This is a genomic window from Nocardia sp. SYP-A9097 (assembly GCF_009649815.1).
Classification (GTDB): domain Bacteria; phylum Actinomycetota; class Actinomycetes; order Mycobacteriales; family Mycobacteriaceae; genus Nocardia.
The window spans coordinates 257767-281234 of the sequence record NZ_WJIC01000004.1 but is presented as its reverse complement, the minus strand read 5'-3'; the positions used below and the strand labels follow the sequence as shown (position 1 = coordinate 281234).

Here is a 23468-nt window from a genome sequence, read left to right as displayed (position 1 = left end):
CTTGACAAATTAATTTGTCGGTAGCAGGCTGGAACGCGTGTTGGATGTCGCCGTCATCGAGGAACCCGCCGCGGCCGAGGCGTCGCTGGACCCCATTCGGTCGCGGATTCTCGCCGCGCTGAGTGAACCCGGTTCGGCCGCCATGTTGGCCGGTCGACTGGGTTTGCCCAGGCAGAAGGTGAATTACCACCTTAAGGAGTTGGAGCGGCACGGGCTGGTCGAGCTGACGGTGGAGCGGCGCAAGGGCAGTGTCACCGAGCGCGTCTACCAGGCCACGGCCGCCTCCTATGTGATCTCGCCGAGCGCTTTGGGTGCGGTCAGCCCGGACCCCGCGCGGGCGCCGGATCAACTGTCGGCACGCTGGCTGCTGGCCCTGGGGTCACGGCTGGTGCAGGAGGTGGGGGCGCTGTTGACCGGCGCCCAGCGCGCCCAGCGACGGGTGGCCACTTTCGGTATCGATGCCGAGGTGCGGTTCGCCTCGGCGAGCGATCGGGCGGCGTTCACGCAGGAGCTGGCGCAGGCGGTGACGACACTGGTCGGGCGGTACCACGATGAATCCGCGCCGGGCGGTCGAAACCATCGGGTGATCTTCGGCCTGCACCAGATTCCCACCCCGCGATCCGCCTCGACGGCGAACGCGCAGGACCCCGAAGCCGAAGCCGGACAGGAGAACTGAGATGCCGCATCCATTCGAGATCGAAGTGGAGACCAGCCTCGCGGCGACTCCCGATCAGGTGTGGGAGGCGATCGCCACCGGACCCGGAGTCGACTCCTGGTTCATGGGGCGCAATGAGATCGAACCCCGCGAGGGCGGTATCGCGGCCATGGACACCGGCGGTCAGCGCGAGGAGGCGGTGATCACCGCTTACGAACCGGGCAAACGCCTGGCCACGCGCACCGCCACCAACGAGCAGGGCCGGTTCATGGCCTTCGAGTATTTGATCGAGGGCCGCGAGGGCGGCAGTACCGTACTGCGCGTCGTGCACAGCGGCATGCTCGGCGACGACTGGCAGGACGAGTACGACGCGCTGCGCCGCGGTTGGCCCTTCCATCTGCACACGCTGGGCGAGTATCTGACGCACTTCGCGGGCCGCACCGGAACCCCGGTGTTCGCAGTGGCTTTCGGACAGTCGGCCCCGGAGGTCTGGGCGGCGATCACCGGTGCGCTGTCGCTGACCGCACCCGTCGTCCGGGGTGCTCGCGCGCATGCGGAGCCCGCCGAGCTGCCCCCGCTTGAGGGTGAGGTGGTGTGGGCCGATGACGAACGCCTCGCGGTGCGTACCGCCGATGGGCTCTACACCTTCCATCACGGCCCCACCGGTATGGCGATCATGTTCCATCACCTGTTCGGCCCGAATACCGTTGGCGCGGAGTCCGCATGGCAGCGGTGGCTCAGCGCACTCGTCGCCTGACAATCTAAAACCCCTAACCGATAAGGAGATTCCCATGCGCACCTTGATCAGCACCGCTTTCGTCTCGCTCGACGGCGTGGTGGAGGGCCCGGGCGGCGAGCCCGGCTACCGCAACTCCGGCTGGACCTTCAAGGACATCGAATTCGACCCCGCCGCCTTCGAGATCAAAGGCCGCGAACAACAGGAGGCCGGCGCGATGCTGCTGGGCCGCACCAGCTATCAGGCATTCAGCCCGGTGTGGCCGGAGATGGCGGAGTTCGCCGAGTACAAGGTGATGCCGAAGTACGTCGTCTCCACCACCCTCACCGAGAGCGACCTGGTCACCAACTGGGGTGAGACCACCATCCTGCGCTCTCTCGACGATGTCGCCGCGCTGAAGCAGACCGAGGGCGGCCCGATCATCGTGCACGGCAGCGCCTCCCTGAACCGAAGCCTCTCGGACGCGGGCCTCATCGACCGCTACCACCTGCTCGTCTTCCCGCTCCTGCTCGGCGCGGGCAAGCGCCTGTTCAGCACCACGGACAAGGACACCCAGAAGCTGAAGCTGGTGGAGTCCGAGTCCTACTCGAACGGCTTGCAGAAGAACGTCTTCGACGTCATCCACTAGGGCAGTTGCCCTCCGGGGCCGACAAGGTGTTCGCGGCGTTCACTTCTTCGGATGCGGGCGTGGGCGGAGGGATGGGTGCGGGTGAAGCCGCCGCCGTATTCCACCGACGAACCGATGAGGTAGTCGCGCAGTGCGGGACCGTAGCCGAGGTCGGTGGCGACCTGGTCCGCGAGGTATTCGCCGCGCCAGCTCAGCCACGCCCGCGGAAAGGGTTGCAGGAAACAGAGTGTGGCCAGGACAAGGGCGGGGTGGATGGCGATGGCCGGGAGCATGAGCGCGACGAAGGCCGCGAACAGCACCGGGGCAGTGATCAGCAGTAGTACGACACGAAGGACCGACCACCTGTCCTTGTCCGCGAGCAGATAGAGCACGTTGATGGCCGGGAGGTCGAATATGGCGGATACCGGTGTGGTGCAGAGCGCTTCGATATTCCGCACGATCGCACCACCGATCAGTTCATGCCCGAGTTCGTGTGCGACGAGCGCCCGCAATTGCGGCGGAGGCAACTGATTCACCGCCGAAATCGACACCGCGACAAGGCGATGCGGTCCTGCGCTCGCTGACTTGTGTGGCGATTTCTTCAGCAATAGCCGCAACCAGGACTCGGGCAGACCCGCCGCCAGCATGACATCCTTCCTGGCCTCGACGAGCAGTGCGTAGGGGTCATCCCGTCCCGGTGGATACCGCACCTTGTCCGGCCACTCCCGCGCGTTGCGCCGCCAGGTCTCCTCATCCGGATTGATCCAATTGACTATTCGCGCGCAAATCCAAGCCAGACACCGTATTACGACGAGGACCAGGACCGCCCAGAGCCCCACCCAGAGTGCGAGGCTCCGCAGTAGCACGACGGTGGCCACGGCCCACGGCACCGCGATGAGCAGCCGCGCCAGCGGGAGAAGCTTCGCTTCGATGCGTGCGCGTCCGGTGAATCGATACGCGGGTATGTCCGGGGCATCCGTGGACATGATGAGAACTCCCTTACGCCGCGGAGGGGCTCAAGGTCGGTTCGTATCGCGACACATTCACGATACGAACCGGTCGGCCGTGACAGTAGCCCCCGCTTGTGCGGTCAGGAGAAATCGGCGAGGTGGTCCGCGACCCACTGGGCGTAGGTGCGGGGTGCGTGTCCGGTGAGGTCTTCGACGAGCGAATTCACCTGTGCCGGTTTGCCTACCGTGGCGGCCATCAGATCGAAGAGGGCATTTGTGAAGGCGGGGTCCATGAACTGCGCCAGCTGTGCGCGCACGGGTGCGTCGTCCAACTCCTCGAAGGTCAGCGGCCGTCCCAGGGTCGCACCGAGAATCTCGACCTGCTCTGTCTGCGTGAGGGATTGGGGGCCGGTGAGGTCGTAGACCCGGCCGCCGTGCCCGCCGGGCAGGACAGCCGCGACGACATCGGCGACATCGTTCTCGTGGACTACCGATGCGGCAGCCTGCCCGTACGCGGCGCGGATCACCTCTCCCCCGGCCAGTTGCATGGCGAAGGACAGTGAGTTGATCGCCGGGAAGAGCAGACGCAGGAAGGTCCATTCGATTCCGGACGCCTCGATGGCACGCTCCACATCCCGGTGGTACTGGGCGATCACGTCGGGCTGCGCCTGCGCCCCGTCGACCACCGCGCCCGAGGAGAGGAACACGATGCGGCGCACACCCGCGCGGCGAGCCGCGGAAAGCAGTGGTGCGGCGTCCATTCCGTAGGGCAGCACCAGGAAGATCGCTTCGACGCCGGCGAGCGCGCTGCCGAGGGAATCGGCGTCGGTGAGATCCCCCGGCACCACCCGCGCTCCGGCGGGCAGGTCGGCCGATTCCGGGCGGCGGGTCAGCGCCCGGACCGGTTGCCCGGCAGCGAGCAGCGCATCCACGGCCTGACGACCGAAGTGGGCGGTGGCACCGATAACCAAGAACATGTGACTTCCCTTCGTACCCGGTGGCGTGGGATCGGCCGCGCTTCACCACCATAACAGAACGGAATGTTCCATTCCAATTCAGCGGACAAGTCTCGCCGACCCCGGAAATCCGGTGCGGGCGACTGGGCCGCACACCGGCCTGCCGGACTGCCGCATCCTCATTCTCACCGCGCTTGCGAATCCGGGTCACCTCAAGCGCGCCATGGAAATTGGCGTATCCGGCTTCATCCTCAAGGACACGCCCCGCCGGGAACTTCTGGATGCGGTCCGTACCGTCGCCGCCGGAGGCCGGGTACTCGATCCGGAGCTGGCGTTCACCGCCCTGCGCACACCCGACTGCCCGCTCACCGACCGCGAAATCGACGTACTGCGCTGCTTCGCCGCCGGTGCGGACCCCCGTGAGATCGCGATCCAACTCAGTCTCACCTACGGAACGGTTCGCAACTACCTGGCCTCGTCGGTGGCAAAACTCCAGGCCCGCAATCGAGTCGACGCCATCCGCATCGCAACGGCCTCGGGCTGGCTGTAATCCACTCCCACCCCCGCCATACCGTACCCGTGCAGGGCCGCGCGGGCCGCCCGGGGAACAGCGACTTTCAGCTAACACGGCGGACATAATTCGAGGCGCTGGGCTTCACACGGGGTGCCGACAATCGACAGATGTTGACCCCTGGGCCTACCGTCGCGGAGATTCTGGCATCGCACGAAAGTGGTAGCGGGTCGCCGATTCACACCGCCGCGCGGGTGGCGGATGCCATTGCGGCGCGGGGACAGGACGGGACGTGGATTACGGCGGGGGCGCGGGCGGAGCTGCTGGCGGCGGCCGCGGCGATCGAGCGGCGGCCGGGGGCGCGGACGCTGCCGCTGTACGGGGTGCCGTTCGGGGTGAAGGACAGTATCGATGTGGCGGGGTGGCCGACGACGCTGGCATGTCCCGACTTCGCCTATACCGCAACGGAAACCGCGCCCGCGGTGCAGCGGCTGCTGGATGCGGGGGCGCTGTTCGTGGGGAAGACGAATCTGGATCAGTTCGCCACGGGGTTGAACGGGACGCGGACGCCGTATCCGATTCCGCGGAGTGTGTTCGGCGGGGATTTGATCTCGGGCGGGTCCAGTTCCGGGTCGGCGCGGGCGGTGGCGCTGGGTGAGGTGCCGTTCTGTGTGGCCACTGATACCGCGGGTTCGGGGCGAGTTCCGGCCGCGCTCAACGGGATTGTGGGATGGAAGCCGTCGCGGGGGCTGATCGGCACGGTGGGATTGGTTCCGGCGTGTAAGTCGCTGGATTGCCTCACCCTCATGGCGACCACGGTCGAGGATCTGGATCGGGTCTTCGAGGTGATCGCCGGCCCGGATCCGGGCGATCCGTGGAGTCGTGAACGTGGGGCCCGGTTCGACGGCAACAGGATTCGCCTCGGACTGCCCGCGGCCTCCGAGTTGGAGTTCTTCGGTGACGAGGTATTCCGTTCCGCACATCTGGGTCTGCGCGAACGCCTGCCCGGCCTCGGATTCGACTGTGTGACAACCACCCTGCGGCCGTTCCTGGACGCGGGTGAACTGCTGTACCAGGGCCCGTGGGTGGCCGAACGCCTGGTGGAGTTCGAGGATTTCCTCACCGCGCGACCCGAGTCGATCCTGCCGGTGATTCGCGAAATCCTCACCGGTGGAAGTCGATTCACCGCCGTCGACGTCTTCCGCGCGCAGCAGCGGCTACAAGAGCTCAAGGCCGTGGTGGCCCGGATGTGGCGCGATGTCGATGTCATGGTGGTCCCGACCATCGGCACCACCTTCACGGTGCCGCAGGTGCTGGCCGATCCCATCGCCACCAATACCGTGCTCGGCCACTACACCCACTTCGGGAATCTGCTGGATCTCACCGCGATTGCCGTACCGCTGGGCACCACCCCGGACGGTCGTCCGTTCTCGGCCATGGTCTTCGGACCCGCGCTGAGCGATGACACCGTTCTGGCGGCGGCCGCCCGCCTCCTCGACGAGCCGCGCCCGCTGGTGGCGCATTCGGAAGTCCGGCTCGAACAGAGAGAACGAAGATGACGGCAGTTCAATACATTCCGGCGCAACCCGGCGAATTCTCCTTCGAGCCGAGCACCCTGGCACTGCTCGTCATCGATATGCAGCGGGACTTCCTCCTACCCGGCGGGTTCGGTGAGAGCCTGGGCAATGATGTGGGATTGCTGCGCACCGTGATCGAACCGCTCGCGGGGCTCATCGCCGCGGCGCGGGCGGCCGGGATCACGGTGATACACACCCGGGAGGGTCATCTCCCGGATCTGTCCGACTGTCCTCCGGCGAAACTGCTGCGGGGCAGCCCTTCTCAGCGTATCGGTGATCCGGGGGCGTTCGGCCGGATTCTGGTGCGCGGTGAATACGGGCACGACATCATCGACGAACTCGCGCCGCTGGACGGCGAGGTGGTGATCGACAAACCCGGCAAGGGCGCGTTCTACGCCACCGAACTCTCGGATGTACTGGCGCGCAAGGGAATCAGCTCCCTGCTCGTCACCGGCGTCACCACCGAGGTGTGCGTGCACACCACCGTCCGCGAGGCCAATGACCGCGGCTTCGAATGCCTGGTCGTCTCCGACTGCGTCGGTTCGTATTTCCCGGAATTCCAGCGGGTCGGGCTGGAGATGATCGCCGCACAGGGCGGCATCTTCGGCTGGGTGGCCGATTCGGCCGCCGTCATCGGCGCTCTCACCGCCACCGTCTCCACCCCGGCTCAGTGAACAGGAACCACCATGTCCGTCGATACCAAACTCCCTGACGAAACCGGTTCCGCCGCACCCCTTTCCCTGCCCTGGTGGACGCGCGGGGATACCAATGCCTTCTTCGGGCTCGCGTTCAATATTCTCGTCAACGTCCTGACCCTGACCACGCTCTCCATCGTGGTGGTGAAGATTCCGAGCGCGGATGTGCTCGGCACCGTGCTGCCCGCGCTCGGAATCGCACTGGTGCTGGGGAATCTGTACTACATGGTGCTCGCGCGCCGCCTGGCCCGGCGCGAGGGCCGCGATACGGTGACCGCGCTGCCGTACGGGCCGAGTGTGCCGCATATGTTCATCGTGGTCTTCGTGGTCATGCTGCCGATCTATCTGAAGACCAATGATCCGATGCGGGCGTGGGCCGCCGGCCTGGCGTGGGCGTTCATGATCGGCGTGATCGTCATGATCGGGGCGTTCGTCGGACCGTTCATTCGCAAGATCACACCGCGCGCGGCCATGCTCGGCACCCTGGCGGGTATCTCCATCACCTTCATCGCCATGCGCCCGGCCGCGCAGATGTGGGAGGCGGCCTGGATCGGATTGCCGGTGCTGGCCATCATTCTGATCGGGTTCTTCACCAATGTCCGGCTGCCGGGCAATATTCCGATCGGATTGGTGGCACTGCTGGTCGGTACGGCCATCGGCTGGATCGGCGGGTATATGTCGGTGCCGGATGTGTCGGCGGCGGCGCACGATATCGCGCTCGGGCTACCGGATCTGCGGCTGCATCTGCTCTTCGACGGGCTCAGCCATCTGGCACCGCTGCTCGCCACCGCGATTCCGCTGGGCGTCTACAACTTCACCGAAGCCATGAGCAATGTGGAGAGCGCGGCCGCCGCGGGCGATAACTACAACCTGCGCAGTGTGCTGCTGGCCGACGGGTTCGGGGCGATTATCGGCTCGGGCTTCGGGTCGCCGTTCCCGCCCGCCGTGTACATCGGGCACCCTGGATGGAAGGACGCGGGCGGGCGCACGGGGTACTCGCTCGCCAGCGGCGCGGTCATCGGATTGATGTGTCTGCTCGGGCTTTTCGGGGTGCTCGCCACCATTCTGCCGATTCCGGCGATCGTGCCGATCCTGCTGTACATCGGATTGCTGATCGGCGCGCAAGCCTTCCAGGCGGTGCCGAAGCTGCATGCGGTCGCCGTGGTGGCGGCGCTGCTGCCGAATCTCGCGGAGTGGGGTGTCGGGCAGATCGACAATGCGCTGAGTGCGGCCGGAACCTCGGCGGACAAGGTGGGAATGGATGCGCTCGGACAGGCCGGGGTGGTCTATGACGGGCTGAAGACGCTCGGGGCCGGTGCGGTACTGGCCGGTCTGGTACTCGGCACCATGGTGACCTTCATTCTCGAAAAGCGTTTCCGCGCAGCGGCTATCGCCTCGGCGGTCGGTGCGGCGCTGGCCTGGATCGGGCTCATTCACGCGAGTGAGGTCGGCTGGGCCGCAGCGCCACAGGTCGCGCTGGGCTATCTGTTCTTCGGCGTGGTGTGCGCGGCCTGCTCCTTCCTGCCCGGCACCGCACCCGCGCCGGAGGCCAACACGCCCGAGGCCGCCGACACGATCGCAGGGGAATCCATGTAGCGCGAAAGCCCGGGCGCGAGGCACACTCGGTGGCGTGAAACTGAGGTCGGTTCGGGGAGGGCTCCGGTGAGCACACTTGCCCGAGGAGAGAATCGCGCCGCGCCCGGGCAGCGTTTGACGGTCACGGTGACCAGCTCGGCCGCACTCGATGTATCGGCACTGCTCCTGGGAGCCGATGGACGAGTGCGGTCCGATGCGGACTTCGTATTCTTCAATCAGCCTGCGGGACCGGGGGTTACGTACCGGCACGGACGCGGCGGCGGGGACATGGTCGACGTGGTCACCGGTGCGCTACCCGCGAATGTGGACAAGGTGGTGGTCACCGCCAGTCTCGACGGCAGCGGGCCCGCCACCTTCGCGGCGGTGGGCACGCTGACCGCGACCATCGGATCCGATTCAGGGTCCTTGACCTTCCCCATGTCCGGGCTCAGCACCGAGACCGCCGTGGTGTGCGTGGAGATCTACCGGCGGGGTGACGCGTGGAAGGTGCGTGCGGTCGGCCAGGGCTACGACAACGGCCTGGCCGGAATCGCCGAAGCCTTCGGCGTGAATATCGACGACGAACCCGCGCCCGCCCCCGGCTCGGCAGCGGTCGCGACCCCGCCGGGGCAGTACCCGGCCGCCCCGCCTCCTCCCCCGCCTGGCCAATACAGTCCTCCGCCGGGGCAATTCGCGCCGCCAGGGCAGCCTGCGCCTGGGCAATACAGTCCGCCTCCTCCGCCGGGGTCGTATCCGCCCGCCCCGCAACCTCATTCACCCGCGCCGGCTTACTCCGCGCCGGTCGCACCCGCATTTTCGCAAGGAGCCCAGGCCATGCAGAGTGAACTGTTCGATGCCCGCCATGCCGAGGTCAATGGCATCGGCATTCAGAAGCAGGGCGGCAAGATGATCAAGGTCGCCGTCAATGGGGAGGTCATGGCGCGGGCCGGGTCGATGGTCGCCTATCAGGGCGAGCTGCAGTTCAAGGCACTCGGCTCGGGCGGGATCGGACGGGCGATCCAGCAGCGACTGACCGGTGAGGGCGTTCCGCTCATGAAGGTCACCGGGCGCGGTGATCTGTTCCTGGCCAATGGCGCGGCCGATGTGCACACCGTCGATCTGGACGGCTCCGACGGCCTCACCATCAATGGCGCGAATGTGCTGGCCTTCGACCCGACACTGACCTACAACATCAAAATGGTCCAGGGCGCGGCCGGTTTCGCCAGCAATGCCGGACTCTTCAACTGTGTCTTCACCGGTCGCGGCCGGATCGCCATCACCACGCACGGCTCCCCCGTGGTCCTGAATGTCGACCAGCCCACCTACGCCGACCCGCAGGCCGCCGTGGCCTGGTCCTCCAGCCTGCAGACCGGTATCAAACGCAATGACTCGTTCGGCTTCTCCCGGCTCATCGGCCGCAGTACCGGCGAGGGCATGACGCTGTCCTTCTCCGGTCGCGGTTTCGTCATCGTCCAGCCCTCCGAACTTCCGCCCGGCGGTCTCATCGGCGGTACCGGCGGCGGCCAGGAGGCAGGTCAGAGCGGCGGCCTGCTGGGTGGCATCCTCGGCTGATGTCGGTGCCCCGGCTTAGGATCGGGGCATGAAGGTGCTCGGTGCTTGCCCGCTGGACTGCCCGGATGCTTGTTCCTGGGTGGTCGACGTCGAGGATGGCGTCGCGGTCGGGTTGCGCGGGAACAAGGCGCATCCGATCACGCGGGGTGCGCTGTGCGTCAAGGTGAATCGGTACCTGGAGCAGTTGAAATCCGATGAGCGGATCACCCATCCGATGCGCCGGGTAGGCAAGAAGGGTGAGGGGCGGTTCGAGCGGATCAGCTGGGATGCGGCGCTCGACGAGATCTCGGGGCGGCTGTCGGAGATTGTCGCCGAGTACGGCGGGGAGGCGATCTGGCCGTTCCACGGGACCGGGAGCCTCGGGTATATCCAAGGGCTGGAGGGGTTTTCCGGGCGGCGGTTCTTCAATTCGCTGGGGGCCTCACTACACGATCCGACGATCTGCTCGATCGCGGGGACGCTCGGGGTGAAGTACACGCTGGGCACCTCGGGAGGCATGGATCCGGAGGATTTCGTCAAGTCCGAGTTGATCCTGCTGTGGGGTACCAATCCGCTGAGCTCTGGGCATCACGGCTGGAAGTTCATTCAGGACAGCGGCGCGTACACGGTCGCCATCGATCCGGTGCGGTCGCGGACCGCGGAACGCTGCGATGAGCATCTCGCACCGCTCCCGGGGACCGATGCCGCGCTCGCGCTGGGGCTCATGCATGTGATCGTGTCGATGGGCGCGCAGGATGCGGAGTTCATTGCCTCGCACACCGTGGGCTGGGACGAATTCCGCACGCGTATAGCCGAATTCACGCCGGAGCGGGTCGCGCAGATCACCGGATTGCCGGTCGAGCGGATTGTGGCGCTGGGCGAGCGCATCGCACGGACCCGGCCCACCGCCATTCGCGCCTCGCAGGGCATGCAGCGGCACGCGGGCGGCGGGATGGCGCTGCGGGCGCTGGCCTGCCTGCCCGGCGTCACCGGCGATTGGGCGATTCCCGGTGGCGGACTGCACTATTCGACCAGCGGGCACTTCGATCTCAATGGTGCCGGGCTGGCCCGCTACGACCTGCTACCGCATCCGGTGCGCACGCTGTCCATGACCCGGGTCGGCGAGGGCCTCCTGGGTGTGGATGGGCCGCCGGTCAAGGCGTTGTTCGTGATCGCCGCCAATCCGGTCGGGTCGAATCCGGAGCAGGGCAAGGTGATTCGGGGCCTGGCGCGCGAGGATCTGTTCACCGTTGTACTGGAACACTTTCCGACCGATACCGTCGATTACGCCGATATCGTGCTGCCCGCCACCATGCAGCCGGAGCACCTCGATGTACTGGCCGCCTACGGGAATCTATATCTGGTCTGGAATGAACCGGCGGTGACCGCGCCGGGCGAATGTCTGCCCACCACAGAGACTTTCCGGCGTTTGGCACAGCGTATGGGGCTCACCGAGCCCGCGCTGTACGACTCGGATGAGGAGTTGGCCGCGCAACTGCTGAAGGGTCATGATGTGGAGCGGCTGCGCACCGAGGGGTTCCTGAAGGTGGCGGCGCGGCCGGTGCCCACCGATAAGCTGCAGTTCGTTTCGGCCCGAGCGGAAATGGCGGGCCACGACCCGCTTCCGTCCTATACCCCACCCGCCGATCCGGGCGATGGACTGGTGCTCATCTCTGCCGCCTCGCACTACTTCCTGAACACCATCTTCGGGAACAATGCCGAATTGCGCCGCCGCGCAGGCGATCCCACGGTCACACTGCATCCGGACGATGCGGCGGCGCGGGGCATCGCCGACGGCGCTCCGATCACCGTGGCCAATGATCGCGGTTCGTTCGACGCGGTCGCCGAGGTCTCCGACCGGGTCCGCACCGGGGTCGCCGCCACCACGAAGGGCCGCTGGGCCAAATTGTCCGGCGGATCGACGGTGAATGCCACTGTCGCCGAACGCGATTCGGACTTCGGTGGCGGTGCGGTCTTTCACGACAACCGGGTGCGGATCACGCCCCGTGTACACCCGGAAAGCCATGACACGGAGGCGGCCGAAATCGGCTAGTGCCGGTCACCGGCGCGCCCCGCACCTTCGTCGATCACGGATTCCGGCTGGAGTACCAGCATGGCGGCGAGTAGTTGATCCCAGGTGGTGGCCGGAAGTTCGTGGCCGATGCCGTTCAGCGGGAGCAGGTCGGCGCCGGGGATCTCGCGAGCCATGGCCCGTCCGTTGCCGTATGGAAAGAACGGGTCATCGGTACCGTGGACGACCAGGGTCGGCGCGGTGATCTCGCCCAGACGCTCGCGCCAGCGGTCGCCCGCCTCGGCAAATGCCAGGTTGCGCATGCTGGAGGCCATATTGGTGGTGCGGTCGACCATTCGGGCCGTCTGCTGCCGTGCCTGCTGTTCGTCGAATCCGTGTGTGCCCGCGCGTATCCGGTCCAGTTCGACGCCGTAGTCGATCACCGCCGCCCGGTCGGACCAGTCCGGAGTGGATGCCTTGGTGAAGAACTCCATGACCCGGTCCGAGTGGTCGGGCAGATCCGAGTCCGCCGGGCCCGGGGAGGTCGGACGGGTGCTGATGAGAGTCAGAGCCGAAACCCGGTCGGGGTGGTCGAGGGCGGCGAGCTGACAGATCCATCCGGCCACGGAGAAGCCCACCAGGTGAGCTCGCGGAAGTTCGAAGACATCCATCAGTCCGATGATGTCCGAGACCAGGTCACGCAGGCGGTAGCCGGGAGAGCCGGGCGCATAAGCGGTCGACCGGCCGGTGTCGCGGATGTCGTAGCGCAGGACGAACCGGCCGGCGCCGGCCAGCCGGTCGCAGAACCGGTCCTCCCAGAACAGTCTCGATGTGCACGGCAGCAGCACCGGCGGCTGCCGCCGGTCGCCGAAGGTGGTCACACACAGGTCGGCGTCACCGACGGTGACCAGGTGCTCGGGCGATCGTTGCGTATCAAGCGGCATGGCGACTCCTCTACGGTTGCATCTCGCAAGAGGAGACCACTTCCACGGCGGTAACTCATCGGTCCCGGGTGTCCTTTCATGACCGGCGACGCCGCCGCCCACCATGATCACGAACTCCGGCCGGAGTACTAGGAGAACTGGATATTGACCTTGGCGCCCGGCGGAATCCGCCGGACCTGGTCGTGGATCTGGCCGAGAATATTCAGGCTCACCGACATATCGGTGACCTCCACATTCTCGACCTCCAATTCGCCGCCGAGCACCAGTGGGTGCGAGAAGTCGTAGATCTCGCCGGGACCGGGCAGCAGCCCGCCCGCCTCCAGCGCGAGGGCGAGCTCGGCGATCAGGTACTTCTCCTGTCCCGCACCGGTATTCAGCTCGGCTTCGAGCTCATCCAGGCTGTCCCACTCCCGGGTCAGCTCACCTTCGATGGTATCCAGCCACCACACTCCGTCATTCGCGCCGAGGAACACATCTCCGAAGACGGAGGTGAACAAGGGGGTCTTACCGTCGAGGCCGATCCACGCCCATGAGCTCAAAGCGTCATTGAATTGCTCGGGTGTGAACCATTTGATTAGTTCCACACGGGCACAATACATCTCGCTTCGATGGGCCGATGACGGCGAACTTCGGGCCGAAGCCTGTCGGTGGGTGCTGTCATGCTGGATGAAGTGTCCGGATCACGGGAAAGGGCTGGCGCATGATGATTCGCGTGCTCTTGTGTGAGCGGGAGCCATTGGTCCGGGTGGGGTTGCGGGCCGTGGTGAGCGCCGAGCCGGGGATGGCGGTGGTCGGGGAGTTCAGCGATGGACCCACCGCCGCCTCCGCCATGGCCGAGCTGGAGCCGAATGTGATTGTGGCGGACACCTTGGCGCTCACCGGGGCGGCGGGGTGTGCTTCGGGCGAGTTGGTGGATGCCTCGCTATCGGCCGGGGTTCCGGTATTGGTGCTGGCGGATCGGGGCTGTCTGGACGGAGCGGCCGCGGCATTGCGTGCCGGGGCGCGCGGGTTTCTGCTCAAGGATGATCCGCCCACCCAGATCACCTATGGGATAAGGGAAGTCGCGGCGGGGAACGCCCTGCTGTCGCCGACGGTGACGGCCAGATTGCTGTCGGATCTGACGCCCGCCGAGCGGCCGGGGCCGGTGCGTTCGGAGGTGGATCTGCGGTCGGTGCTCACCGCGCGCGAAGTGCAGGTACTGAGCCTGCTGGCCGGTGGGATGACGGTCGGCGGGATCGCGCGGCGGCTGGTGGTGGCGGAGGTGACGGTGCGATCCCATATTCACCACATGCTGCGGAAGTTGGAGCTGGACAGGGCGTTTCAGGCGGTGGCGCTGGCGCATGCGAGCGGGCTGCTCAACAGTCGTTGAGGGCAAAGTTCCACTATTGACCGACGACGCGGAGCGGGCGCGTCTATAGCGTGGAAAGTCAAGGGAGCGTGCGGTATTCGCACAGCTCGGACGGCACACGACAGGGGTCGACATGGCGGAGGACGCAGGCGGCGCGCGGCCCGATCAGCGCATCGCGGATCGACACGAGGACGCGGACCGGAGCCGCGTGATCGCCCATCAGCGGACCGTGGCGGAGCTGGCGGCGCGGCACGCGGCACTGCCGGCGGATCAGCCGGTGCGGCTGGCCAAGCGCACGTCCAATCTGTATCGGCCGCGGCGCCGGCATCGCGGGGCGGCGCTCGAGGTGCCCGGGTTGGACGGGGTGCTGAGCGTCGATCCGGTGGCGCGCACCGCCGAGGTGCAGGGCATGGCCACCTACGAGACCATTGCCGATGCCACCCTGGCGCACGGCATGCTGCCGTCGGTTGTGTTGGACTGCAAGACCATTACCATCGGCGGCGGGGTGGCGGGCACCGGGGCCGAGTCGTCTTCTTTCCGGGCGGGACTGCCGCACGACAGCATTCTCGAAATGGACGTGCTCACCGGTGACGGGCGGGTACTCACCGCCACCCGCGACAACGAGCACGCCGATCTGTTCCACGGAATGGCACACTCCTACGGCTGTCTCGGCTACGCGGTGCGGTTGCGGGTCGAGTTGGAACCGGCGAAACCCTATGTGCGGCTGCGACATGTGCGCCTGAACTCGGCCCGGGAGTGGGTGGCGGCGCTGCGGCGCGTGGATGCCGAGCGGCAGTTCGAGGGGCAGCCGGTCGATTTCGTGGACGGGGTCTACTTCGACTCCGGCGCACTGTATCTGGTGCTCGCGAACTTCACCGACGCGCCGCCGTACGTCTCGGACTACACCCGCGGTTCGGTCTACTACCGCTCCATCCGATCCAGGTCGGAGGATTTCCTCTCCACCCGGGATTACCTGTGGCGCTGGGATACCGACCTGTACTGGACCTCCAAACTGTTCGGCCTGGAGAATCCGATACTGCGCCGCGTGTGGCCGCGCCGGTATCGCGATGCCGCGACCCAGCGGCGGCTACAGATGTGGTTCCGATCCGGTGGCGTGACAGATCGGGTACGCGCGGCGCTCGGCCGGCCGGTGGAGTGGGTGCTACAGGATGCCGATCTGCCGGTCGAGACGGTGCCGGAGTTCCTGGAGTTCTTCCGGCGCGAGGTGGGTATCAGCCCGGTCTGGTTGTGCCCCATGCGGTTACGCGAACCGGCGCTGCTGTATCCGATCGAACCGCGGCAGCTGTATGTGAGCGTCGGATTCTGGTGGCCGGTACCGCTGCGCCCCGGCCAGGCCCCCGATCACCACAATCGGCTGATCGAGCGCAAGATCACCGAATTGGGCGGGCACAAGCCGCTGTACTCCACCGCGCACTACTCCGAGGCGGAGTTCTGGGCGCAGTACGGCGGTGACGCCTATCGAAAGTTGAAGGCCGCCTACGACTCCGGTGATCGACTACCCGATCTCTACGACAAGTGTGTGCGGGGGCGGTGAACGATATGCGCAGCTCCGATACTGCACCTGGCCCGCGCCTGCCCATCGGTGTCCGCCGCTATCGCGCCGATGCCGCCGCGATCATGCGCGCACTACACCATGAGTACGGCGATATCGCCCGCTTCCGGGTCGGCCCGCAACTCATGCATCAGATCACCGGTCCAGCCCTGATTCCACAGGTGCTGCACGACAAGACGGGAGCCTATCGCCGCGGCAAGGTGTACGGCGGCTTCGAACTCTTCTTCGGCAAGGGGTCACTGACGACCGACGGCGACCAGTGGCGCACCCTGCGCTCGGCGGGCCAGCCCTTCTTCCGCGCCGGATATCTACGCCCCAATGTGCCGACCATCGCCGCGGTGGTGCAGGACATGTTCCAACGCTGGGAAGACGTTGGAGCACAGGGCGAATCGGTCGATATGGTGCCGGAGATGATGCGGCTGGCCTTCGAGGTGGTCACCCGGGTGCTGTGCGGTATCGATATGAGCGATCGAGCCACGGAGGTGGTACCCACCATTCGAGATGTATTGGCCGCCATGTTCCCCGGCAGTCCGGAGCAGCTCATCCCGGCCTGGGTACCCGGCCCGGTCCGGCGGCGACTACGTGCCACCCAGGCGGTGCTGGACGGAGTGGGGAACTCGCTGATCGCGGCGCATCTGGAGGGCGGCCTACCCCCGGATCGCTTGGTAGGCGCGCTTTTCGACGCCATCGACCCGGCCACCGGGGCCCCGTTGACCCGGCGGCAGATCATCGACGAATTGAAGACCTATCTGCTGGCCGGGCATGAGACCACCGGATGCGGTCTGGCTTGGACGCTCTACGAACTGGCCGCACATCCGGCGGTCGCGGAGCGCCTGGCCGCCGACCTGGACCAGGTACTCGACGGCCGCGCGCCCGAAGCGGCGGATCTGCCTCGCCTGCCCTATCTCTCGCAGGTGGTCGACGAGGCGCTGCGCCTGCACCCACCTATTCCGATGTTCCCGCGCGATACCACCCGTGAGATCGAGGTGGGCGGCTATCGGATTCCCACCGCCACCACGATCTTCATCAGTTCGCACACCGTCCACCACGACCCCCGGCACTGGCCCGAGCCGGATACCTTCGATCCCGATCGTTTCGCACCGAACCGTCCGAAACCCCTGCCCTACACCTATTTTCCCTTCGGTGGCGGTGCCCGCCGCTGTATCGGCGCACCCCTGGCCGAACTGGAGATCCAGGTCGCGGTGGCGATGATCGTGCAGCGCTACCGTCTCACCCCGCGGTCCGGCCATGCGGTACAGGAGCATTCACTCATCTCGCTGCGCCCGCGCTTCGGTCTGCCGATGACGATTACCAGGCGACGAGCCCGAGCCGATCGATGAAGGTTCCGGTCGGCCCGTCCGCGCCGAGCACCCTCCGGATTCCAAGCCATAACCAGACCCTCCCTGATATCATTGATATCAGGAGGTGAGCGCGATGACAGATATCTTGATTCGGGATGTGCCCGAGCCAGCTCTCGAAGAGATCGATCGACGAGCCCGGGAATTGGGCGTCTCGCGAAACGAGCTCCTTCGACGGTGGCTCAGCAAGGATTTTCGTCCTGCGGTACCAATCACAGCCGGGGATCTCAGCCGTCTCGGTGAGCTGGCGCAGGATCTGAACAATCCCGAAGTGATGGGCCGAGCATGGTCGTGAGCGGCCGTCCCTGGCTGATCGACAAGTCCGCTCTCGTGCGCCTCGGGCAGTCACCCGATGCCGCCGAGTGGGCAATGCGGATCGAGCGGGGTCTGATCCGGATCTCGACGGTCACTTTGCTGGAGACCGGCTACTCCGCGAGGTCCGCGTCGGACCTCGCGGAACTTTTCGACCTTCCGCCGCTTGCACAGATGCCGGTTGAATACATGGCGCCAGCGGCGGAAGCTCGAGCGGTCGAGGTACTTCGGGAACTCGCAGATCGTGGGCAACATCGCGCACCATCGATTCCCGATCTGCTGATCGCAGCGATCGCCGAGAGCGCCAAACTTGTTGTTCTACACGCTGACAAAGACTTCGACCTCATCGCGGAGGTCACCGGTCAACCGACAGAACGGCTCCGTTTCGACTCGCACTGACCAGGCCACCGCGCGGTGCGGTCTGAGAGGTGGGGCCGTCTTGCGACCTTTCCGGATGGTCCGTTCGGAGCGTGGATCAGGCGGCGGCGAAGCGGAGTGCCAGTTGAGTGCGGCTGGCACAGGAGGTGGCGGCCAGGGCCCGGGTCAGGTGTTTCTTGACGGTGTCCACGCCGATGAAGAGGCGTTCGGCTATCTGACGGTTGGTCAGGCCCTGTGCGGCGAGGTCGGCGACTTCCCATTCGCGCGGGGTGAGCTGCCAATTCGACAGGGCGGCACGGCGATCCCGGTCGCGGTCCAGTTGGTCGACGACCAGCGGGGCCAGGTGGCGGCGCAGGGCGTGCAGGACAGCCAGGTCGCGGTCGGGGACGCGGGGTGCGTCCACCACGGCCATGCCGATGAACAGGACGCCGGCGGGTCCACCGTCGACCACCATGGCCGCCTTGTCGTTGATTCCATTGGGGCGCAAGAACTCCGAGAGGAACGGTGCGTCGGGGGCGATCTCGGCGAGGCCGACGACACCTCGCCCGGAGATCAGCTCGGCGGCCCAGGTTTCGCGCAGTGGGTCGGCGCCGGCCCAGCGCGCGGCGTATTCGGCCAGGAATTCGGGGGTGTAGCCGCCCTGGACTCCGCAGCCCTCGCGGATGGCGTCGGCGAGCGTATCACCGTGCAGCACGGCCACTCCGGTGAAGCCGAACCAGCTTTGCAGGGCGCGTACCAGGCGTTCGCGGAATTCGGGCAGGTCGGCGGCGCGATCGACGGATTCCAGGACGCCGATGAGGCGACGGTGATCCTCCGCCGAGAGCGTCTCACCCTGCGGCAGCGGCCGGGGATTACGCGAGGGATTGCTCAGTGCGCCTGTCACACATCCATATTCCACCTTCGGGCCATACCGGACCACGCGGCGCTCGGGCATTGTTTTGCACAGCATCCGGGCGACCGCCCGGGTCACAGCGAAGAAGGATCGACCATGAGTGCAGAGCACGTCGCGCGCCGCTGGCTGATCACCGGAGCCAACAGCGGCTTCGGTGCGGCATTCACCGAAGCGGTGCTGGCCGCGGGCGATGAGGTGATCGCCGCGGTGCGACGCCCCGAGTCCATGGCGGAAGTCGTTGCCGCGCACCCGGATCGGGTGCAGGTGGTGGCACTGGATGTGCGTGACGCGGCCGCCGCCGAACGCGCGGTGAAGGAGGCGGGGCGCATCGATGTACTGGTCAACAATGCCGGGTACGGGATTGTCGGGGCCATCGAGGAGACCACCGAGGACGATCTGCGCGATGCCATGGAGGTCATGTTCCACGGCCCGCTGCGCCTGACCCAACTGGTGCTGCCGCAGCTGCGGGAACGCCGCGGCGGTGCGATCGTGCAGGTCAGCAGCATGGGCGGGTTCATGTCGTTCGCGGGCGTGGGTATCTACAGTGCGGCCAAGGGCGCATTGGAATTGGCGAGTGAGGCCCTGGCCGCGGAGGTCGCGCCGCTCGGAATCCAGGTGTTGATCGTCGAACCCGGCGCGTTCCGGACCAGTTTCGCCAAGCCCGCCGCATTGCGGATCAGCGGTGCGATCGCGGACTATGCCGAGACGGTCGGCGCGATCCGAGAGGGTCTGCCCGCCTCCGATCAGCAGCAGGAGGGTGATCCGGCCAAGGCGGCCGCCGCGGTCATAGCGACTGTGGGTCAAGCGAATCCGCCGCTGCGCCTGGCACTGGGCCCGGACGCGGTGGAGGCGATTCGCGGCAAACTCGCGGCCGTCGCGGCGGATCTGGATGCGACCGCTCATCTCGGTTCGACCACCGGCCTATGAGAAAACGTCGGCCCGCCGGAGTTGCTCCGGCGGGCCGACGTGCGTCTCGGGCGCGATGCACCGCGTACGAGCTAGGCGGCGCTCCCGCTGGCCGCGGACATCATGATGGTGAAGATATTGGCGACGACTGCGAGCAGTTCCATGGAGTACCTCATCAAGCTGGAGAGTGGGACACCGCAGCTTCATCGACTCCGGTGTACGGCGGGTGTCCGGGGGATGAAAAGCCACAGTCGTTCTGCACACACGCGGCAAATGCCCGATGTGACCGAATTTGTGTAACGCGCATCACACACCGCTGCTACCGTGACGCTACCCGCCACGCGCGAGGTGGTGGGCCGCACACTCTCTCGGAGGTGGTCGAGTTGGCCTCGGTTCTACATTCGGCGCAGCAGCGAATCACACACGGCGCCGAGGCGCTTCGAGGTTTGAAGACCTTGCGGGACAAGGGAATCACCGATCCACGCCAGCCGATCGAGACGCTGCGCACCATACGTGAGTCGCAGATCTTCGGCCCGCCCGCGACCGCGCTGCGACATGCCGCGCGGGTCTGGCCGGATCGCGCCGGACTCGCCGACGAACGCGGTGAGCTGACCTATCGGGAACTGGATGAGCAGTCGAACGCGGTGGCGCGCGGACTGCAACGCCTGGGCGTCACCCCGGGCACCGTGATCGGCCTGCTCGCCCGCGATCATCGCGGATTGATTCTCGCCATGGTGGCGGCGGGCAAACTCGGCGCTCGGGTGGCGCTGATGAATACCGGCTTCGCCAAACCGCAGTTCGCACAGGTCTGCGAGCGCGAGAACGTGAAGGTGGTGCTGCACGACAGCGAATTCCTCGGCCTGCTCGACGCGTTACCCGCGGAGCTGCCCCGAGTGCTCACCTGGCTCGATGACGACACCGAAATACCGTCCGGCACAGCCACTCTCGACACCTTGATCGCGACGAACGCGAAGGCCCCACTCCCCGCGCCCAAGAAACCGGGCGGGGTGGTCATCCTCACCAGCGGCACCACCGGTCTACCCAAGGGCGCGCCGCGCGACAAGGCCTCACCCCTGGCCACCGTGCAGATGATCGACCGCATCGACTTCCCTGCGCAGGGCACCATGGTCATCGTCTCGCCGATCTTCCACAGCACGGGGCTGGCCACCTGGTTGGTGGGCACGGGCCTGGGCAACAAGGTGGTGATGGCGCGCCGCTTCGACGCCGAGCGGACGCTGGCGCTGATCGCCGAGCATCGCGCCGACATGCTGATAGCGGTGCCGACCATGCTGCATCGAATGGTGGAGCTGGACAAGGAGATTCGCGATAAGTACGACATCTCGACGCTGCGCGGGATTGTGATCGCGGGCTCCGCGCTGTCGCCGGAGCTGTCCATCCGCTCCGCCGAAGTGTTCGGGCCGGTGCTCTACAACCTGTACGGCTCCACCGAATGCGCCATCGCGACCGTGGCACGGCCGGAGGATCTGGCCATCGCGCCGGGCACCGCCGGGCGCTCCCCCACCACCTGCGAGGTGGTGCTCTTCGACGATGACGGCCGGCGTATCCGGGCCGAGAATGTCACCGGCCGCATCTTCATTCGCTCCGGTGCGCCGTTCAAGGGCTATACCGACGGACGGCACAAGCAGATCATCGACGGCTATATGTCCAGCGGCGATGTCGGCCATTTCGATGATCGCGGACTGCTTTTCGTGGATGGCCGCGATGACGACATGATCGTCTCGGGCGGTGAGAACGTCTTCCCGCAGGAGGTGGAGAACCTACTGCTGGAGCGACCCGATGTTTTCGACGCGGCGGTGGTCGGCGTGGACGATGTCGAATTCGGTAAGCGGCTGCGGGCTTTCATCGTTCCCGAACCCGGGCAGACCCCGGATCCGGCGGAGATCAAGGCGTATATCAAGGGCAATCTCGCTCGCTACAAGGTTCCCCGGGACGTGTTCTTCCTGGACGAACTCCCCCGCAATGCCACCGGAAAGCTTTTGCGACGCGTGCTCGTCGAGTACGAGGAGCCCGCGCATTCCTGACCGCGGACGCTGTCGTCCCGGCCACCACCTGGGCGGCTTATCTGCTACCGGCAGTATCAGAGACCTCGGCCACATTCGGGCCGTGTGTGCTTGCTAGGGTTAGCACTGCACTGGATCTCGAGGTTGCGGTCCGACAGCCGACTCGTCCGGCAGGGGGATCGCGGAAGGTTGTACCCATGTCTTTAGCCCTTCCGTCGGCAGGCACGGTTATTCGCAAGGCCGGTGATGTGGCGCTGAGCGTCAATGTCATGGTGCGCGGGGGTCTGTTCAATCCACTGCGCCCGGATCAGGCGGTGCGGTCGGCGGTCAATGTGCTCAAGTTCGGACCCTTCGCGGGCGCGGTCGTGCACGCCGCCAAAACCAATCCGAGGTCGGCGGCCATTGTCGACGAGCGCGGTGAGCTGACCTTCGAACAGCTGGACAAGCAGTCCAGCGCCTTCGCCCGCGGACTGTCCGCGCAGGGCCTGAACCCCGGCGATGTGATCGGCGTACTGGCTCGCGATCATCGCGGCATGGTGCTCACGCTGGTCGCGGCGGGCAAGCTCGGCCTGCGCGCGGTACTGATGAATACCGGCTTCGCCAAACCGCAGTTCGCCGATGTGGCGGCGCGCGAGAAGGTCAAGGCGGTGCTGCACGACAGCGAGTTCTTCGATCTGATGAGCGCCATCCCGGAGGATATTCCGCGCATCCTGACCTGGGTGGATGAGAAGGACAACGCGGATCCGGCGATTCCGACCATCGAGTCGGTCGCGGCCGGGAACTCCACCGTGGCGCTGGCTCCGCCTGCGAGGCCGGGCGGCATGGTCATTCTGACCAGCGGTACCACCGGCACCCCGAAGGGCGCGCCCCGCGATAAGGTCAGCCCCTTCATTACCGCGCAGTTCCTGGATCGAATTCCCATGCCGCGCAACAGCACCGTGGTGATGGCCGCGCCGATCTTCCACGCCACCGGGCTGTCGCAGTTCACCATCTCCATCGCCCTGGGTAACCGAGTTGTGTTCCAGCAGCGGCGATTCGACCCGGAGACGACCCTCGCAAACATCCAGAAATACCGGGCGCAGGGCCTGACCGTGGTACCGACCATGCTGCAGCGCATTCTCGATCTGCCGCCGGAGATCCTGGCCAAGTACCGGCCTTCGGAGACGCTGCGCGTGCTCTTCGCCGCCGGTTCGGCCATCCCGCCGGACGTGGTCACCCGCACCCTGGACTACTTCGGCGATTCGCTCTACAACGTGTACGGCTCCACCGAGTGCGCGGTCATGACCGTGGCCAACCCGGCCGAGCTGCGCAAGGAACCGACCACCGCGGGTAAGGCTCCCGTCGGCATTCGTATCGCGCTGTACGACGAGAACCGCAAGCGGATCAGTGCGCCGAATGTGACCGGCACGATCTTCATCGAGAACGGGCACTCGTTCAAGCAGTACACCGACGGGCGCACCAAGGAGTTCGTGGACGGGCTCATGTCCAGCGGCGATGTCGGGCACTTCGACACCGACGGACTGCTCTTCATCGACGGACGCGATGACGACATGATCATCTCCGGCGGCGAGAACGTCTTCCCGCAGGAGGTGGAGAACCTGCTCTCCAACCGCCCCGATGTGCTCGAGGCCGCCGTGGTCGGTGTCGAGGACCGCGACTTCGGCACGCGCCTGCGCGCCATTGTCGTTCCGGGTCCGGACTCCAAGCGCGATGTCCAGGAGATCAAGGATTACGTGAAGGAGAACCTGGCGCGCTACAAGGTGCCGCGCGAGGTCATCTTCCTCGACGAGCTGCCGCGTAATGCCACCGGCAAGCTGCTCCGCAAGCCACTCATCGAAATGAGTGTTCCCACCGAGTAATTCCGGATGATGGCGAGAGTGCCGGGCCGGAAAATCGGCTGCGCATTCTCCGC

22 protein-coding genes are annotated in these 23468 nt (G+C 66.4%); 17 read left to right on the top strand and 5 right to left on the bottom strand.

What is annotated here, in order from left to right:
- Nucleotides 1–37: 37 nt before the first annotated feature.
- From GFY24_RS11380 to GFY24_RS11370, 3 genes are read left to right on the top strand one after another with little or no spacing between them, the layout of a single operon-like run.
- Nucleotides 38–676 (top strand): helix-turn-helix domain-containing protein, encoded by a 639-nt coding sequence (locus GFY24_RS11380; protein WP_309230729.1) that lies wholly within the window; start codon nt 38–40, stop codon nt 674–676.
- Nucleotide 677: 1 nt separating this feature from the next.
- Nucleotides 678–1412, top strand: a complete 735-nt coding sequence (locus tag GFY24_RS11375; protein WP_153804968.1) for an SRPBCC domain-containing protein — start codon at nt 678–680, stop codon at nt 1410–1412.
- A 34-nt stretch (nt 1413–1446) separates the two neighbouring features.
- The gene (locus GFY24_RS11370; RefSeq protein WP_153804967.1) at nt 1447–2019 is read left to right on the top strand and encodes a dihydrofolate reductase family protein; all 573 of its coding nucleotides are present in this window, start codon (nt 1447–1449) and stop codon (nt 2017–2019) included.
- Here the strand turns inward: GFY24_RS11370 and GFY24_RS11365 are convergent.
- On the bottom strand, nt 2016–2984 hold the full coding sequence (locus GFY24_RS11365; protein ID WP_153804966.1) for a M48 family metalloprotease: 969 nt from the start codon (nt 2982–2984) through the stop codon (nt 2016–2018). The genes GFY24_RS11370 and GFY24_RS11365 overlap by 4 nt on opposite strands.
- Nucleotides 2985–3088: 104 nt before the next feature.
- A complete protein-coding gene (locus tag GFY24_RS11360; RefSeq protein ID WP_153804965.1) occupies nt 3089–3925 on the bottom strand; it encodes an NAD(P)H-binding protein in 837 nt (278 codons plus the stop codon).
- A gap of 112 nt (nt 3926–4037) precedes the next feature.
- Between GFY24_RS11360 and GFY24_RS11355 the strand changes: the two genes are divergently transcribed.
- From GFY24_RS11355 to GFY24_RS11330, 6 genes are all read left to right on the top strand, one after another.
- Nucleotides 4038–4454 (top strand): response regulator transcription factor, encoded by a 417-nt coding sequence (locus tag GFY24_RS11355; protein ID WP_309230728.1) that lies wholly within the window; start codon nt 4038–4040, stop codon nt 4452–4454.
- Nucleotides 4455–4585: 131 nt separating this feature from the next.
- Nucleotides 4586–5974 (top strand): allophanate hydrolase, encoded by a 1389-nt coding sequence (locus GFY24_RS11350; RefSeq protein WP_153804964.1) that lies wholly within the window; start codon nt 4586–4588, stop codon nt 5972–5974.
- Complete coding sequence (locus GFY24_RS11345) at nt 5971–6666, top strand: cysteine hydrolase family protein (protein WP_153804963.1); 696 nt, start codon at nt 5971–5973, stop codon at nt 6664–6666. Before GFY24_RS11350 ends, GFY24_RS11345 begins: the two co-directional genes overlap by 4 nt.
- A gap of 12 nt (nt 6667–6678) precedes the next feature.
- Nucleotides 6679–8283: a regulator gene (locus tag GFY24_RS11340; RefSeq protein WP_153804962.1), complete on the top strand. Its 1605-nt coding sequence runs from the start codon at nt 6679–6681 to the stop codon at nt 8281–8283.
- Nucleotides 8284–8349: 66 nt separating this feature from the next.
- Entirely contained in the window at nt 8350–9834 is a 1485-nt protein-coding gene (locus GFY24_RS11335) for an AIM24 family protein (RefSeq protein ID WP_309230727.1), read from the top strand.
- 28 nt (nt 9835–9862) lie between these two features.
- Nucleotides 9863–11866 carry a molybdopterin-dependent oxidoreductase gene (locus GFY24_RS11330; RefSeq protein WP_153804961.1) on the top strand — a complete coding sequence of 668 codons (2004 nt, stop codon included), beginning with the start codon at nt 9863–9865 and terminating at the stop codon, nt 11864–11866.
- Here GFY24_RS11330 and GFY24_RS11325 read toward each other — a convergent pair.
- Nucleotides 11863–12768, bottom strand: coding sequence for an alpha/beta fold hydrolase (locus GFY24_RS11325; protein WP_153804960.1), 906 nt, complete (start codon nt 12766–12768; stop codon nt 11863–11865). The two genes, GFY24_RS11330 and GFY24_RS11325, sit on opposite strands and share 4 nt — an antisense overlap.
- Before the next feature lie 128 nt (nt 12769–12896).
- On the bottom strand, nt 12897–13352 hold the full coding sequence (locus GFY24_RS11320; protein ID WP_194852826.1) for a T6SS immunity protein Tdi1 domain-containing protein: 456 nt from the start codon (nt 13350–13352) through the stop codon (nt 12897–12899).
- 116 nt (nt 13353–13468) lie between these two features.
- On the opposite strand from GFY24_RS11320, the gene GFY24_RS11315 reads away from it, so the two are divergent.
- The 5 genes from GFY24_RS11315 to GFY24_RS11295 all read left to right on the top strand — a co-directional run bounded on the left by GFY24_RS11315 (nt 13469) and on the right by GFY24_RS11295 (nt 17758).
- The gene (locus tag GFY24_RS11315) at nt 13469–14137 is read left to right on the top strand and encodes a response regulator transcription factor (RefSeq protein ID WP_153804958.1); all 669 of its coding nucleotides are present in this window, start codon (nt 13469–13471) and stop codon (nt 14135–14137) included.
- 112 nt (nt 14138–14249) lie between these two features.
- The gene (locus GFY24_RS11310; protein ID WP_153804957.1) at nt 14250–15671 is read left to right on the top strand and encodes an FAD-binding oxidoreductase; all 1422 of its coding nucleotides are present in this window, start codon (nt 14250–14252) and stop codon (nt 15669–15671) included.
- Between the two features lie 5 nt (nt 15672–15676).
- On the top strand, nt 15677–17029 hold the full coding sequence (locus tag GFY24_RS11305) for a cytochrome P450 (RefSeq protein WP_153804956.1): 1353 nt from the start codon (nt 15677–15679) through the stop codon (nt 17027–17029).
- Between the two features lie 94 nt (nt 17030–17123).
- On the top strand, nt 17124–17342 hold the full coding sequence (locus GFY24_RS43650; RefSeq protein WP_153804955.1) for a ribbon-helix-helix protein, CopG family: 219 nt from the start codon (nt 17124–17126) through the stop codon (nt 17340–17342).
- Complete coding sequence (locus tag GFY24_RS11295; protein ID WP_153804954.1) at nt 17333–17758, top strand: PIN domain nuclease; 426 nt, start codon at nt 17333–17335, stop codon at nt 17756–17758. The genes GFY24_RS43650 and GFY24_RS11295 overlap by 10 nt, the downstream gene beginning before the upstream one ends.
- Before the next feature lie 76 nt (nt 17759–17834).
- On the opposite strand, the gene GFY24_RS11290 is transcribed toward GFY24_RS11295, so the two are convergent.
- Nucleotides 17835–18620, bottom strand: coding sequence for a helix-turn-helix transcriptional regulator (locus tag GFY24_RS11290; protein WP_309230726.1), 786 nt, complete (start codon nt 18618–18620; stop codon nt 17835–17837).
- Between the two features lie 105 nt (nt 18621–18725).
- On the opposite strand from GFY24_RS11290, the gene GFY24_RS11285 reads away from it, so the two are divergent.
- The 3 genes from GFY24_RS11285 (at nt 18726) to GFY24_RS11275 (ending at nt 23415) form a co-directional block, all read left to right on the top strand.
- On the top strand, nt 18726–19556 hold the full coding sequence (locus GFY24_RS11285) for an SDR family NAD(P)-dependent oxidoreductase (RefSeq protein ID WP_153804953.1): 831 nt from the start codon (nt 18726–18728) through the stop codon (nt 19554–19556).
- Between the two features lie 362 nt (nt 19557–19918).
- A complete protein-coding gene (locus tag GFY24_RS11280; RefSeq protein WP_153804952.1) occupies nt 19919–21577 on the top strand; it encodes an acyl-CoA synthetase in 1659 nt (552 codons plus the stop codon).
- A 176-nt stretch (nt 21578–21753) separates the two neighbouring features.
- Nucleotides 21754–23415, top strand: coding sequence for an acyl-CoA synthetase (locus tag GFY24_RS11275; RefSeq protein ID WP_153804951.1), 1662 nt, complete (start codon nt 21754–21756; stop codon nt 23413–23415).
- Nucleotides 23416–23468 lie beyond the last annotated feature (53 nt).